The 14,772-nt window shown below is 70.6% G+C and carries 13 protein-coding genes; 9 read left to right on the forward strand and 4 right to left on the reverse strand.

The features are described 5' to 3' along the window. Positions 1-3 precede the first annotated feature (3 nt). Positions 4-1,353, reverse strand: a complete 1,350-nt coding sequence (locus HC362_RS03400; protein ID WP_243082275.1) for a sugar ABC transporter substrate-binding protein — start codon at positions 1,351-1,353, stop codon at positions 4-6. Between the two features lie 385 nt (positions 1,354-1,738). Here HC362_RS03400 and HC362_RS03405 point away from each other — a divergent pair, with 385 nt between their 5' ends. Further along, positions 1,739-2,656, forward strand: a complete 918-nt coding sequence (locus HC362_RS03405) for a carbohydrate kinase (RefSeq protein WP_243082276.1) — start codon at positions 1,739-1,741, stop codon at positions 2,654-2,656. A gap of 250 nt (positions 2,657-2,906) precedes the next feature. Here the strand turns inward: HC362_RS03405 and HC362_RS03410 are convergent, their stop codons facing one another. From HC362_RS03410 to HC362_RS03420, 3 genes are all read right to left on the reverse strand, one after another. Further along, positions 2,907-3,479: a sigma-70 family RNA polymerase sigma factor gene (locus tag HC362_RS03410; RefSeq protein ID WP_243082277.1), complete on the reverse strand. Its 573-nt coding sequence runs from the start codon at positions 3,477-3,479 to the stop codon at positions 2,907-2,909. Between the two features lie 367 nt (positions 3,480-3,846). Next, on the reverse strand, positions 3,847-4,842 hold the full coding sequence (locus tag HC362_RS03415) for a hypothetical protein (protein ID WP_243082278.1): 996 nt from the start codon (positions 4,840-4,842) through the stop codon (positions 3,847-3,849). Between the two features lie 60 nt (positions 4,843-4,902). Beyond that, positions 4,903-5,688: a transglycosylase SLT domain-containing protein gene (locus HC362_RS03420; protein WP_243082279.1), complete on the reverse strand. Its 786-nt coding sequence runs from the start codon at positions 5,686-5,688 to the stop codon at positions 4,903-4,905. Positions 5,689-6,329: 641 nt separating this feature from the next. Between HC362_RS03420 and HC362_RS03425 the strand changes: the two genes are divergently transcribed. The 8 genes from HC362_RS03425 to HC362_RS03460 all read left to right on the forward strand — a co-directional run bounded on the left by HC362_RS03425 (position 6,330) and on the right by HC362_RS03460 (position 14,753). Beyond that, complete coding sequence (locus HC362_RS03425; RefSeq protein WP_243082280.1) at positions 6,330-6,764, forward strand: DUF6668 family protein; 435 nt, start codon at positions 6,330-6,332, stop codon at positions 6,762-6,764. 5 nt (positions 6,765-6,769) lie between these two features. Further along, positions 6,770-7,045, forward strand: a complete 276-nt coding sequence (locus tag HC362_RS03430) for a hypothetical protein (protein WP_243082281.1) — start codon at positions 6,770-6,772, stop codon at positions 7,043-7,045. Between the two features lie 82 nt (positions 7,046-7,127). Then, entirely contained in the window at positions 7,128-7,400 is a 273-nt protein-coding gene (locus HC362_RS03435) for a hypothetical protein (protein ID WP_209267649.1), read from the forward strand. 53 nt (positions 7,401-7,453) lie between these two features. Then, positions 7,454-8,314, forward strand: coding sequence for a hypothetical protein (locus HC362_RS03440; RefSeq protein ID WP_243082282.1), 861 nt, complete (start codon positions 7,454-7,456; stop codon positions 8,312-8,314). After that, positions 8,314-9,624, forward strand: a complete 1,311-nt coding sequence (locus HC362_RS03445; RefSeq protein ID WP_243082283.1) for a hypothetical protein — start codon at positions 8,314-8,316, stop codon at positions 9,622-9,624. The genes HC362_RS03440 and HC362_RS03445 overlap by 1 nt, the downstream gene beginning before the upstream one ends. 136 nt (positions 9,625-9,760) lie before the next feature. After that, the gene (locus tag HC362_RS03450) at positions 9,761-11,257 is read left to right on the forward strand and encodes an SCO6880 family protein (RefSeq protein WP_347568414.1); all 1,497 of its coding nucleotides are present in this window, start codon (positions 9,761-9,763) and stop codon (positions 11,255-11,257) included. 65 nt (positions 11,258-11,322) lie between these two features. Beyond that, a complete protein-coding gene (locus HC362_RS03455) occupies positions 11,323-12,825 on the forward strand; it encodes an ATP/GTP-binding protein (protein WP_243088337.1) in 1,503 nt (500 codons plus the stop codon). After that, the gene (locus tag HC362_RS03460; protein WP_243082285.1) at positions 12,822-14,753 is read left to right on the forward strand and encodes a type IV secretory system conjugative DNA transfer family protein; all 1,932 of its coding nucleotides are present in this window, start codon (positions 12,822-12,824) and stop codon (positions 14,751-14,753) included. The genes HC362_RS03455 and HC362_RS03460 overlap by 4 nt, the downstream gene beginning before the upstream one ends. Positions 14,754-14,772: the final 19 nt, after the last annotated feature.

A 14,772-nucleotide genomic window follows, 5' to 3' on the forward strand; every position in this document is an offset into this window, starting at 1 on the left:
GGCCTACTTCTGTTTCTTCGCGACGTCCTCCGCGAGCTTCTGACCGTCGTTGAGGGCCTTGTCCACGCTGGTCTTGCCGGCGATGGCGGCGGAGATCTCCTGAGTCACCTTGGTCCCGAGATCCTGGAACTGGGGGATGGCGACGAACTGGATGCCGCCGGTGGGTCGCGGCTGGACACCGGGGTCGTTCGGGTCGGCCTGCTGAATGGACTTCAGGGTGACGTCGCCGAACGCGGCGGAAGCCTTCTTGTACTGGGGTATCTCATAGGTGCTGGCCCGCTTCCCCGCGGGGACCCGCGACCAGCCGAGCTTCTCGCCGACGAGCTTCTCGTACTTCTTGCTGGACGCCCAGAGCATGAACTTCGAGGCGGCGTCGGCCTTCTTGGTGGTCTTCGGCATCGCCCACGCCCAGGACCACAGCCAGCCGCTGCTCTCGGTCTTCTCCACGGGTGCGTGGACATAGCCGATCTTGCCCGCGGCCTTGCTGGACTTGGCGTCCTCCAGCGACCCGGCCGCGCTGGTCGCGTCGTACCACATCGCGACCTTGCCCTGGCTCATCGCGTTCAGGCACTCGGTGAACCCGGCTTGTGGCGCGCCGGTCTCACCGTGCTTCCTGACCAGGTCGACGTAGAACTTCGTGGCCTTCTTGAAACCACCGCTGTTGACCTTCGCCTTCCAGTCCTTGGTGAACCAGGTGCCACCGAAGGTGTTGACCACGCTCGTCAGCGGCGCTCCGAGCTCGCCCCAGCCGGGCAGGCCGCGCAGGCAGATGCCCTTCATTCCCGGCTTCGCGCCGTCCGCCTTGGCGGCGAGGTCCGCCACCTGATGCCAGGTCGGACGCTCGGGCATCTTCAGGCCCTTCTCGGCGAAGACGTCCTTGCGGTACATCAGGAAGGACGACTCGCCGTAGAACGGCAGGGCGTAGAGCTTGCCGTCCTCGCCCGACAGGGACTGCACCATCGGCTTGAGCAGGTCGCCCTTGTCGAAGCCCGCGTCCTTGTCGGCGTAGGAGCCGAGCTCGTGCAGCCAGCCGTTCTTGTGCCAGATGGGTACTTCGTAGGCCCCGACGGTGGCGACGTCGTACTGGCCGGCCTGCGAGGCGATGTCCTGGGTGACTTTGTCGCGCAGCTCGTTCTCGGGAAGGATCGTGAAGTTCACCTTGATGCCGGTGTCCTTGGTGAACGTGTCCTTCGTCAGCTTGGCGATGTCCTCCATCTGGGGGTTACCGACCATCAGCACATTGATGCTCTTCGCCTCTCCCGAGGAGCCGCCTGCTCCGGCGCCCGAACACGCGGTGGCCAGGAGGGCGGTGGCGGCTGCGCCTGCGATGAGGGCATGTCTGATCGATGGCATGGCGAGGGACCTCTCGTGCGGGTGGTGGCGAGGGGGATCGGGCTCCGCGGCCGCGGCAGCGCACTCGGGGGATGCGACTCAGCGGCAGTGCGGTCGGGAGGTGACCGAGAAGGGCGGGGTACGGCAGTGCGAAGGAGGCTCAGGGGTGTCGAGCGCGGTATCGATGGCGGAATTATTAGCAGCAGACCGCACCTTTGTTAACACATCTTGCGAGATTTTTTTCTGCCACTTATCGTTGCTCCGCTTCCCCGCCCTGTCCCGGGCGCTCTCCGGGCTCGCCCCCCCCGTCCCGGAACACCCCCCCCCGGTCGCCCCGGTCGACGTACTCGACGTACTCGACGGCGGGCTGCCTCCGCGGCCGGCGGCCCCGAACGAAGGAGCAGATGTGATCACGGTCGTCGGCGAATCCCTGATCGACCTGGTCGGACCCGCCGCAGGGCGCACGTTCGCCTCCCTGCCCGGCGGCAGTCCGGCCAATGTGGCCGTGGGCCTCGCCCGACTCGGCAACCAGGTCACGCTGGCCACACACCTCGGCGACGACACCTTCGGCCGCCTGGTGCGCGGGCACCTGGAGCGCAGCGGTGCCGACATCCGCATCCTCCCAGGGCCGAAGGAACCGACCAGCCTGGCCATCGCCACCCTCGACACCGAAGGGGTCGCCGACTACGACTTCCGCATCGCCTGGGACCCCCACGAGCCCCCCGTGCTGGACGGCTCCTGCCGGGCCGTGCACACCGGATCACTCGCCACCACCCTGGCGCCCGGAGCGGACGTGCTCGAAGCCTTCATGGCCGCCGAACACACACGCGGCGCCGTGACGCTCTCCCTGGACCCCAACATCCGCCCCTCCCTCCTGCCACCACGGGCCGAGGTGGTCGAACGGGTCGAACGGCAGGTGGCCATGGTGGATGTGGTCAAGGTCAGCTCCGAGGACCTCGCCTGGCTCCACCCCGAGGAAAAGGACACCGAAGTGGCCCGTCGCTGGCTCGCCTCGGGACCGGCACTCGTCGTGGTAACCCGCGGCGCCGCCGGCGCCTGGGCCGTGACGGCCGCCGGGGAGGCTCGGCAACCCGCACCCCCGGTGAAGGCGGTCGACACCGTGGGCGCCGGTGACGCCTTCACCGCCGGCGTCCTCGACTGGCTCGGCCGGGCCGACCTGCTCGGCGGAGCCCGGCGCGGAGAGCTGGCCGGTCTCGACGGCAGGGCGCTGAGCGACCTGCTGCGCACCGCGGCCGTCATCGCGGGCATCACCTGCACACGGCAGGGTGCCGAACCACCCACTCGCACAGAAATCGCGGCGTGACGAGATCCGGCTGAGTGCCGGCCCAGCACCCGTCCGGGCCATCCGGTCGGCGCAAGCGCACGGTGCGTCCTGCCCCCAATGCCTGGGGCCCATCGCAGATTGCGGTGGGCACTTCGGTTGCCGTCCGTCGGCCTGTCGGTCGAGGCCGTGCGGCGGCTGGGGTTCCGTAGCGAGGCCTTACGGTACCGGGCACCGGCTTCCGGTGCCCGGTACCGTGCGGAGCGCCCAGGAAGGGCCGAGCAAGCATGGGCTACTTGACCGCGGCGGTGGGCTTCTGGCCCTCGGCGGCTTCGGTCACACCCAGGGTCAGCCGCAGCTTGCGCACCGCGTGGTACAGCCGCGACTTCACGGTGCCCGGCGGTATGCCGAGGACGAGTGAGACCTCGCGTGTCGACCTGCCGGTGTAGTACGTCTCGTACAGCACCTCCCGATGCGCGGGCGAGAGCGCCTGGAACGCCTGCACCAGCACCAGGGAGGAGAGCACCCGGTCGACGTCGTCGTTGTCGGCCAGCACATCCTCCAGCCAGGCGTTGCCGTCGACCTCCTTGGGTCGCGCCCTGCGCAGCCGGTAGTCGTCGATGACGAGATTGCGCGCCACCTTGAACAACCAGGGACGCAAGTCCTGCCCGTCGTCGACCAGTTGCTGATTGCGCCAGCAGCGCAGCAGCGTCTCCTGCACCACGTCCTCGGCCCTTTGCAGATCACCACCGAGCAGTTGGAGCACATAGCCCTGTAAGGGCCGTGCGTGCTGCTCGTACAGGGAACGGGTCGCCCGTTCCTGGGCGCTGACCGCTCCTCCTGACCCCAAGACGGTCCAGCTCACGGTTGGTACCCCCTCGATTCGCGCCGTCGACGACGGCGGGACTGGCCTCGGGACTCGCACAGCGGCCCCCTCACGAGGCAGAGAGTTTTCTGAGGGGAGATCCACGTGACGTTGATGACCGATTGCCTCGGAGCGGCGCGGCATTGAGCCATGCATAAGGCACGAATCGGTCTTGTCCCTGTAAACCAGCCTCTAGAGCGTTTAATGAGGAATTAGATACACATTCCGCGAGGGAAGTTCACACCTGAACCGACAACATTGAGTGACGCGCGTCACAAAGGCCCCTGGTGTACTCCTTTCCGCAACGTCGGCTCTCCGGCGTCAATCCGATGTTGATGCCGCAGGTCAGCGGCGTATATCCGGCGGCTCAACCGTCATGAGATCCCTCGCCGCCCGCAACGCCGGGAGTGTCCCCGACACCGGCGAGGGCGTGCAGACGCTGACGGACATGGCAGGGCAGCACCGTGTCGTCGGCTGCGGGTCCGGCTTCCGAGGCGAGCGCGGCCCACGTGGCCAGGAGCCCCCGGCCATGCGTGAGCAGCGACTGCGGATCCGTGAGCATCTGCCAGTTGCCGGCGGCACGCTTGAGGTACCCGTAGGCACGGGGGCTGCCCTGGCGATGGCAGACCCGTGCGAGTTCGAGGTACATCCCCACGGCCTTCGCGTAGTTGCCGCCCAGGCGTGCGACGAACGCCTCCAGGTCGCGCGCCTCCAGGGTGTAGGGGTGCTCCTCGCCGTAGCTGCGCACGGCGTGTTCCCGCAGCCGGAAGGCGAGCACCATGGCGCGCTGCGGCTCGCCGCCGCTCGCCGCCCTGTTGATGTGCGCCACGGCCTCCGCCAGTTCGCCGGGGACCGGAGCGGGTCGCGGCTGCTCGGCGTCGGGTCCGGGGTCCTCAGCGGGGCCGGGAACGGAAGCGGGGGCGGAGACGGGGGCCTGCGCGGGGACGGGGGCCTGGGCGGAGACCGGAGCCTGGGCGGATTTCCCTCCAGGGTGCGGGTCGGTGTCGGCAAGCTGTGCGTCGTCGACCGGTGGCGCCTCCTCGCCCGCGGGCACGAGCAGCCGGCTCGAGCCGTCCGGAGCGACCTGGATGTAGGTCGCTCTGCCGTTCTCCCGCAGATCGAGGATGGTCGCCTCGACGGGTTCCCCCCGCTCCTGCGCCGCGCGGTGTATGGCGTCGAGAACCGCGACGTGGACCTCTTCCCCGTCCGCCGTCGGCATGCGCTCGCCGTTGAGCGCCACGGTGCCGTCCTGCGCGATGAGCACCTCGAACCGGGAAGGAGGCGGGACGAGCTGCGACGTTTCGGCGCCTGCCGAGACCGCCTGGCTCGCCGTCACTCCTGCGGGATGATGCGTGTGGAGCATGTGGCGCTGCCTCTCCATTCTCGTAAGGGGGGCGGGCCGTGCCCGTGCCGTGGTCTCGGGTCAGGAATCGGGAGGGGACGTGGGCGGGGTCGGGAACTCGGACGGCGACACGGCACCGCCGATCCCCTCGAACCGCGGGAAGAGCGACCTGACGGTGATCACATAGCTCTGCGCCGTGCCGGACTCGGGAAGGCCCTTGGCGTCCTGCACCGCCTTCAGCCCGACGTCGTAGGCGGCGAGAGTGAGGTCGAGAACGCTCTGCCCCTCGGGGGCCTGGCCGCTGTCGACGAGTGGCTTGACCTTCTCGGCCAGCGAGCACATGTAGCGGCCCTGAGCCATGATCGAGTCCTCGGGATCGGTCGCCGAGGTCTCGTCGTTGTCGTCCTCGTCCTCGCCGAACTCCTCGAACTTGTCCGGCGGCAACTGCGAGATGCCCTTCTCTCCGTTGGGGCCGAGCATGTCCTCGTTGAACGAGGACTCGTGCTCGATCTGTGCCGCGATGACGACCGGTCCGATGACGTCGCAGATGCCCCCGGCCTTCTCGATGGTGTCCGCCAGGTCCGCGGGCACCGTGTCGTGGTGCAGCTCGCCCTTCCCATCGCCCTGGACCGACTCGGACACTTCGTCGGTGTCGATGTCCGAGGGCGAGACGTCGTCGCCCCCTCCTCCACCGCCGAAGAACAGGATGAGGGCGATGATGGGCGCGAAGAGGACGCCGAGCCCACCGAAGACGATCAACAGAACGATCAGGCCGGCCGCTGCCGCCGGCAGTGTCAGGCATCCGCAGCCCGTTCCGACCAGGCCGATCATCGTCGCCTTGCCGGACTTCCCCTCGTTCTCGCTCATGGGCCCACCACCCGCCGCCTCCTCCTCCCTCCGCACCGAACGTCGCCGCGTTGTCCAAGAGCGGTGAACCACTTCCGCTGAAGTCCCGTTGTGGCTCTCCGACGGAGGGCAACGCGCTTACAGATCGGAACGGGCACGGGGACGAATCAGTTCAATTCGACTTCCCGCCAGGCCCCGTCAGGTCGCAGGACAGCCGCAGCACAGAAACCCAGGAGAGCGCAGGAGAGGAGGCTGGACACGCGATGAGCGTCCCCCCACCGGCGTCAGCCGGCCAGGCACCCGCCGGCCCGCACATGTGGGTACGCGGGCCGACGGAACCCCAACCGGCCACGGAGGCGCGGGAACCGGTCGGTCGGGAAGGGCGGTCCGCGGACCCGGCAGGTCCGGCTCCGGCAGGTCCGGCTCCGGCAGCACCGGCTCCGGCAGCACCGGCTGCGCCGTCGCCGGGTCCGGACCCGGTACGAAGGGCGTCGGCCGCACCGGCCGCTCCGTCCCCGCTCGGTCAACACGCCATCGCCGTCGATCCGGCAGGCCTGGCCGCCGGGCCACCGGTGCCGACGGGCCCGGCCGCGGCCGCGACCGGGAGCCGGTCGCCCCGCCCTCCGGTGGTCGGAGAGCCCGTCGCATCCGACGGGGGTCCGGTGAGCTGGGTCGGTGCTCATGGCGGCGCCGGAACCACCACGCTCGCCGACCTGGTGGGCGGACGTGACGTGGGGCGCCGATGGCCCGACCCGTCCCAGGGAGAGCCCGGCCGGGTGCTCCTGGTGGCGCGGACCCACGCGTCGGGACTGCGGGCGGCGTCCCGGGCGCTGGAAGCCCTGCACTCGGGAGAGCACCCGGCGGGGGTGGACCTGCTCGCCGTGGTGCTCGTCGCTGACGCACCCGGGCGGCTGCCCTTCCACCTCGCGCAGCGCGTCCGTGTGCTGCGCTCCGTCGCGGACGTCCACCGGGTGCCCTGGGTTCCGGCGTGGCGGGGGGAGAAGCGGAGCGGGCCCGCACCGCGAGCCATCCGCACGCTCGGTGAGCTGGCCGGAACCCAGCTCGCCCACTCCAAGAAGCGGGAGAAGAGACGGTGACCGTCATGAGCCAGATGCCCCGACTACTGGCGGAAGAACTCGCCCCCTACCAACCGGGGGGCGACGCGAATCAGATCCTCAGTTGGCTGGCCTGGGCCGCGTCGGGGGCAGGCGTGCTCGGACTCATCATCGTCGGCACCCAGATGTCCCTCCAGTTGCGGCGCGGAGAAATGGGCGAAGGCGCCACGTACTTCCGAGGGTTCTTCATTGTGCTGGTCGCCTCGGTCATCGCCACCACGGCGGCGCCGCTCGTGCAGTGGTTCGGCCCTCTGACCCCCTGACCCCCTGAAACACAGCCGGATCCGCCGGCACGGCACGTCGCCGCACACCCGTCCCAGTTACCTCACCTCACAGGAGATTCCGATGAAGACCACTCTGCTCAGCCTCTACCTGGCGGTGCCGCAGCCCAAGCGCCAGGCCCCCGACGGCCTCGGGCCGAAGATCGACAAGATGCTCGGTCTGGCCGCGTGGGCCGGTACCGCGGCAGGCGTACTCGGAATCGTGATCACCGGCGCCATGATGGGCATTTCCCTGAAGCGCGGCGAGAGCTCCGAGCACATGAGCCGGCTCGGCATGGTGCTGGGCGGCTGCTGCCTCGTGGCCTCCGCAGGGCCCTTCGCGAACTGGATCTTCTGAAGAGACGGGCAACTCCGGGGCACCGAGGGGCACCGAGGCGGGAATGAGTAGCAATGTTCTCACGCAAGCAGGACGACGACACGGTTGACGCACCTTTCTGGAAACAGCGCGGGTGGGTGTTCTCGGCCGTGTTCCTGGCGACCGCGCTGGTCATCGCGGCGGTTTCCTATGTCACGGGTTCCGGCGGAGCCGACGACGGCGCCGACGCGCCCCGGAAGGCCATGAAGGGGCCGCTCACCTCGCACCGCCCGCACAAGGACGGACCGGCGGCGGACGAGCGGCCCAAGGGCTGCCACACCGAGGACGAGGACGCTGGAACGTCGAAGCCGGACAAGAACACCGGAAGTAGGGAAGAGCAGGACACCGGAAGGAAGAGCAAGGAGCCGACGGCGGACGGGGCGAATCCGTCGAGCCCGACCGCCCCGCCCAAGGACGTCGCCTGGAAGACGCTCGACCGCGCGAGTGTGCCCACCTCGCCGTCGGCCGGACCGACACGGTTCAACGGGCCGGTGTGGTGGTGCTACGCCCACACCCCCATGGGCGCCGTCATGGCAGCACACGGCATTCTCACGCACATGAGCAGCGCCGACTGGCGCACCGTCGCCGAGCAGCAGCTCGTTCCAGGAGACGGCAAGAAGCAGTTCATCTCCCAGCGCTCCACGGTCTCCCAGGCGGAGGTGGAAGGCCAGGAACCCGGGGTCTACTCGGGGTTCTCGGTGCCCTCGTACTCGGAGAAGGCCGCCGAGGTGCGGATCCTCATCAAGAGCGCGAGCGGGAGCCTGAGCGCGACGACGGTCTCGATGCGATGGAACGGCGGCGACTGGAAAGTCGAGCCTCGGTCGAACGGTTCCCTCTTCTCCTCCCCGACTTCCGCGATGAGCAATGGCGGATACGTCAAGTGGGGGGCTGCCTGATGGCGGCATGCGGCAGCACGGGAAATCCGATCCTGGACATCGCCAAGGGGTTCTTCGACTTCCTGGGCGATCCCATCGGCACCATCATCAAGGGCATCGCGAACGCCATCATGACCGGGGCGCTGTCCGCGTTCACCGCGGTGACCGAGGCCATCCCCACCTTTTCCACCACGGCCTCCAGTCCGGTGCACAACCAGGTGAAGTACATCGTCGTCTACCTTGCCATCGGCTCGCTGCTCTTCGCCTGCGTCCGGATGGCCGCGGAACGCCGGGTCGACGCCGGGCAGACCGCGCTGCGGGGCATGGTGCGGCTGATCGTCGTGGCCGGCGGAGGGACGACCATCATGGCCGCCGCCGCCGGGATCGGTGACAACTACGCCGACTACCTGTTCAAAGGTGCCGTGAACGCGCAGATCAACAACATGGGATGCGGTTCCTCGGACGACGTACCGTCGTTCCTCTATCTGATCCTCGCGTTCCTGCTGCTGATCGCCGCCGTCGTGCACGGCATCCTGCTCTATGTCCGGCTCGGCGTCATGATCGTGCTGTTCGGCACCCTTCCGCTGGCCGCCGCTGCGTCCATGCTCGACTGGGGCGGCGGCTGGTGGCGCAAGCACATCGGCTGGATGGTCGCCTGGGTGCTCTACAAACCCGCCGCGGGTCTCGTCATCTACGCGGGCACGGCGCTGACCACGGGACAGTACGAGGGAGCGGGGACCCAGAACATCCACGTCAAGATCGCGGGGATCTGCGTGATGCTCCTGTCGGCCATCTCGCTGCCCGCGCTGCTGAAACTGGTGGTGCCCGCCACCGCGGCACTCGGTGGCAGTGGTGCCTACTCCGGCGCCGTCACCGGCGCTGCCGGGGGGATCGCCTCCGGCGCCAAGTCGGTCGTCGGCGCGGCGGCCTCGGGCGGCGGCGGCAAGTCAGGTTCCGGTGGCAAGTCCGGGGCCACCGGAGCCACCGGGCCCTCGGGCGGCGGCGGCCAGTCCGGGCCCGGCGGCCTCGCCGCAGCGGCCACGGGCAGCCGGTCGGGCGGCAGCAGCACCGGAGGCGGCGGCAAGGGCGGCGGCGGCTCGGGCGGCGGCAACTCGGGCGGCGGTGGCGGCGGCAAAAGCGGAGGTGCCCCCAGCGGAGCCGTACGCGGCGCCGGGGCCGCCGCTGGACCGGTCGGTGTCGCCCTCGCTGCGGGGTCCGCGGCCAAGGACGTCGCCAAGGGCGTCGGGAACCTCGTCAGCGGCGCCGTGGACGACGCGGACGGAGATCTCGGTCACAACCAGCCGAGCGGAGGCCGCGACCACCAGCAATGACGGTTGTCCGGGGGCGGGGGTGAGCACTCCGCCCAGCTCCGGGCAGCACCTCCCCGTGCACCACCTGTCCCCCTGAAAGCCCTCTCCAGGGCAGGACTTCACCCCCCCTCGCGGGACACGGAAGGAAGCCATACCCATGTCAATCCATGCCGCATCGTCGAGTCCCACGTACGGGAACTGGCGCCGACCGCGGCGGCCAGGTCTCGGGCCCTTCGGCATGATCGGTACCGCGGGCGTCTTCGGCGGACTCGTCATCACGCTGCTGGCCTCGCTGTTCTCACTGGCCGCCGCGATGGTCATCCTCGTTCCGACGGCAGTCCTCATCGCGCCGCTGATGATGCGCACCCAGGACGGGCGCAACCTGTATCAGTTGATCGCCGTCCGCATCGCCTGGATGCGCCGCAAGTCCAAGGGGTCGACCACCTATGTCTCCGGCCCGCTGTCGCGGCGAGCCGCCGGGCGGTTCCAGCCTCCGGGACTGCTGGGGCGGATGCAGATGCGCGAGGGCAGGGACGCCTACGACCGGGACTTCGGCGTACTGTTCCACCGCAGCCGGAACCTCTACACCATCGTGCTGTGCTGCGAACCCGACGGCGGTTTCCTGGTCGACCCGGACCAGGTGGACAACTGGGTCGCCTCATGGGGCGGGTGGCTGGCGCGGTTGGCCCACGAACCGGGGCTGCGCGGTGCCTCGGTCATCGTCGAGACGGCCCCCGACTCCGGCACCCGGCTCGCGCACGAGGTGCTGCCGCGTCTGTCCCCCGACGCTCCGGCCGCGGCGCGTGCCGTGATGGAGGAGGTGGTCGAGCGGTACCCGCAGGCCTCCTCCGAGATGCACACCTACATCACGCTCACCTACGGGCTGCAGGCAGGACAGAAGCCCAAGCACGAGGAACTCGTCACCGACCTCGCCACCCGCATCCCGGGCCTGCTCTCCGGGCTCGTCGGAGCGGGCGGCGGCGTCGCCTACCCGCTCTCCGCCGAGCGCATCGCCGAGGTCGTCCGGGTGGCCTACGACCCGGCAGTCGCGGGTGAAGTCCTCAACATCCGTACCCAGTACGGCGGCACCGGTCTGGAGTGGGACGACGCGGGCCCCGCGGCCTGCGTCGAAGATGTCGCCTCCTACCAGCACGACTCCGGCGTCTCCCGCACCTGGATGCTCACCCTCGCACCCCGCGGCACGGTTCGGGCCAACGTGCTGCGCGGCCTGCTGGAAGCCTCGCCCGGCACCCGCCGCAAGCGGGTGGCGCTGCTCTACCGGCCCATCGACCCCGCGACCTCGGCCCGCATCGTGGAGGCCGACCGGCGCGCAGCCCAGTTCATGGCCACCTCCGGGCGCGGCATGGTCCAGGCCCGAGCCGCCACCGAGGTCCGCGCGGCCGAACAGACCGCGCAGGAGGAGGCCACCGGCGCCGGCCTGGTGGAGTTCTCGCTGATGCTGACCGTCACCGTCGACTCCGCCGAGGAACTGGCCGACGCCAGCTCGGCCATGCGCAACCTCCAGGGAGCGGCGCGGCTGTCCATGCGCCCTGCCGACCGGATGCAGGCAGCGGCCTTCAGTTGCACCCTTCCGGTCGGAATCCTCCCGTGGGAGCTGACCCTGATTCCGCGCGATCTGCGGGAGGCGCTGTGAGCCCGCGCGACAGCAGGAGCAACGCCAAGCAGCAGAAAACGAAGAAGGCACCGCGCAGGGAGCCGATGGCGCCCTCCCGCGGCTGGCCGGGGCCCGGGGGCGGGCAGGTCGGCGGCATGGACCCGCCCACCATGTGGCGGGCGACGACCGTGCAGGCATGCGGTCTGTGGCCGTTCGCGGCCGGCTCGGGCGCGCCGATGTCAGGCGTGCCGCTGGGCCAGCATCTGCACACCGGCGCGACGGTGTGCGGCGACCCGCTCTCGTGGTTCACCCGGGCCCGCTACATCTCCAACCCGTCCCTGTTCATGCTCGGCATGCCGGGGCTCGGCAAGTCCACCCTGGTCAACCGCATGCTGATCGGACTGTCCGCGACCGGCGTGGTGCCGCTCGTGCTGGGCGACCTCAAGCCCGACTACGCGGACACGGTACGGGCCCTGGGCGGGCAGGTGATCTCCATCGGGCGCGGCATGGGGGGCATCAACCTGCTCGACCCGGGCGCCATGGGCGCCGCGGCGGCCAGGATCGGCGGTTCGGCGGGGCAGGCGCTGGAGGCCGAGGCGCACGGACGTGTGCTGAACATGGTCGCAGCGCTGGTCACCATCGTCCGCAACAGCCCCATGGACGACCACGAGCAGGCCGTCCTCTCCGCCGTGCTCCACCATCTGCGCGAGCGGACACCCCCGGGCCGGACGCCGGTGCTGCCCGACGTTCTGAGAGTGCTCAGCGAGGGGCCGGACCGGGTCCGGGCGGTCACACTGGACCGGGGGGACGAGTCCCGGTACCGGGATGCCGTGGACCCCCTGCACCGCTCGCTGCTGGGCATCCTGGACGGGCCGCTGGGTGACACCTTCGCCTCGGAGACCTCGACCCGTATCGACCTGAACACGCCGGCGGTGTGCATCGACATCTCCCGGATCGGCGAGTCGGACACCCAACTGACGGCGGCGGCGATGCTGGCGGCGTGGTCCGACGGGCTCGGCTCGGTCGCCGCGTCCCACGCGCTGGCCGACGCGGGCCTGACCCCCCGGCGCTGGTTCTTCACGGTGCTCGACGAGCTGTGGCGTCCGCTGCGCGCCGCGTCCGGCATCGTCGACCGCATCGACGCGCTCACCCGCCTGAACCGCACACTCGGCCTGGGCGACGCCAAGATCACGCACACGCTCAAGGACGCGGAGTCGCTCGGTACCGAAGCCGACAAGGCCAAGGCACGCGGCTTCGTCGAACGCGCGGGCATGGTCGTCTGCGCGGGGCTCCCGCGGGCGGAGATGGAGGAGCTGGGCAAGATCGTCGGGTTGTCCCAGCGGGAGATCGAACTGGTCTCCTCCTGGTCGTCACCGCCGGGCTGGGCGATGACCGGCGAGCGTGAGGAACCGCCCGGCCGGGGCCGCTTCCTGGTCAAAGTCGGCGGCCGCCCCGGCCTACCGATCAGGGTCAGCATCACCGACACCGAGCGCCACCTGCACGACACCAACAGCCGCTGGGCGCAGAACGCGCAGTCGCCGGCGAAGGAGACCGGCGCGGCCGTCGAGGCCGATGCCGGACCGGCGCCGGACAGGAGGATCGCATGAGTCCGAGCGCGGCAGGGGGGATGCACGGCCGCGACCTGTGGCCCTGGGCCATCGTGGGGGTGACGGCGCTGGGCCTGACGACATCAGCGGGCGTGTGGCTCGGCGGAACGCTGGGAGCCGCGCTGAACGGCGCGGGCTGGCGGCCGCCACCGTTCTCCGTCACGCTGCTCGCCACGCTGGTCACGGAGGGCTCCGGCACGCTGTGGCCGCAGGCGTCACCCGTCGCGGTGTACTGCGGCATCGTGCTGGTCTTCGCAGCGGCCACGGCCGCGGTCGCAATCCCCGGATGGAAGCTGGCGGCCCGCTCCCGCTCCCGTACCAAGGGGCTCGCCGGGCGTCGGGAGCTGGCCGCCATGCTGCCCGCCGCCGTCGAGAAGCGCGCCCGGGAGCTGCGGCCCTCCGTCAAGAACGAGCCCGAGCTGCATCCCGACCAGACCGGCAACCTGCTGGGCAATCTGGAGCCCGACGGGCCCGAGCTGCGCTCCTCGTTCGAGGATGTGGAGCTCGACCTGATGGCCCCGCGCGCCGGTAAGTCCACCGGTATCGCCGTCCCCCGGGTCCTGCGGGCCACCGGCGCGGTGCTGCTGACCTCCAACAAGTCGGACGTCTACGCGGTCACCCGGGCCGAACGGCAGAAGACCGGGCTGGTGTGGACGTTCGACCCGCAGGGCATCGCGCACACCCCGCGCGGCATGTGGTGGAACATGCTGGCCGACTGCCACACCATCGAGGGCGCCCGCCGGCTGTCCGGGCACTTCGTCGCCTCCGTCAACGACGACGCGTCCAAGAAGGACTTCTGGATCTCGGCCGCCCAGAACACGCTCACGGCGCTGTTCCTCGCCGCGGCGCGCGGCGGGGCCACGGTCACCGACCTGCTCGGCTGGCTCGCCGACCCCGCCGACCGCACCCCGGTCGACCTGCTGCGCGACGCCGACATGGTCGCCATGGCCGAGCAGCTCCAGGGCACGGTGCGCGGCGCGGTCGAGACCCGGGACGGCATCTTCGAGACGGCACGGCAGTGCGTGGCCTGTCTCCTCGACCCGGAGATCGCCGCCTGGGTCCAGCCCGACCCGTGGCTGCCCGAGTTCCGCCCGCACGCGCACGTACTGGGCCGCGACACCCTCTACCTGCTCTCCAAGGACGGCGGCGGCTCCGCGGCCGGCGTCATCGCCGGGCTCGCCGATGCCACCCTGCGCGCCGGGGTGATGGCCGCCGAGCGGATGGGCGGCCGGCTCGACCCCCCGATGACGGCCGTGCTGGACGAGGCGGCCAACGTCTGCCGCATCTCCGACCTTCCCGACCTCTACAGCCACCTGGGCTCCCGCGGCGTCAACGTGGTGACCCTGCTGCAGAGCTACCGCCAGGGCTCCCGCGTGTGGGGGGAGGCGGGCATGGACGCGCTGTGGAGCGCCGCCACCATCAAACTCCTGGGCGCGGGGCTGGACGACGCCGACTTCGTGGACAAGGTCTCCAAACTCGTCGGCCAGCAGGATGTCAAGACGCCCTCCTACTCCAGCGGCAAGGACGGCGGCTCCCGTTCGGTCTCCTACCGGCTGGACCCGGTCCTGCCGCCCGACAAGATCCGTGCCCTTCCCAAGGGCACGGCCCTGCTGCTGGCCACCGGCATCCGCCCCGCCATGATCCGGCTGCGCCCCTGGTTCAAGGAGCCCGGCGCGGCGGCCATCTCCGCAGCTGCCAAGGCCGAGACGGAGGCCATCACCCAGCGGGCCGCACAGGCGTGGGCGGGAGGACCCGCGGTGGGCGCGGACGCCCCCGCGGGCATGGGCGTCGGCGCGGAGCACGGGGCGCACCCGGGAGACGCCGCGTATCCGGAGGCCGGAGCCGCCGAGGGCGGCGGAAGCGTGGCGGACACCGCGCTCCCCTCCCCCGATCACCGGCTCAAGTGGACCCGGGAAGCGACGTCTTGACCGCCGGAGCCGGGCGGGC

This window comes from Streptomyces sp. 891-h, from assembly GCF_022760275.1.
In the GTDB taxonomy this organism is placed as follows: Bacteria; Actinomycetota; Actinomycetes; order Streptomycetales; family Streptomycetaceae; genus Streptomyces; species Streptomyces spirodelae.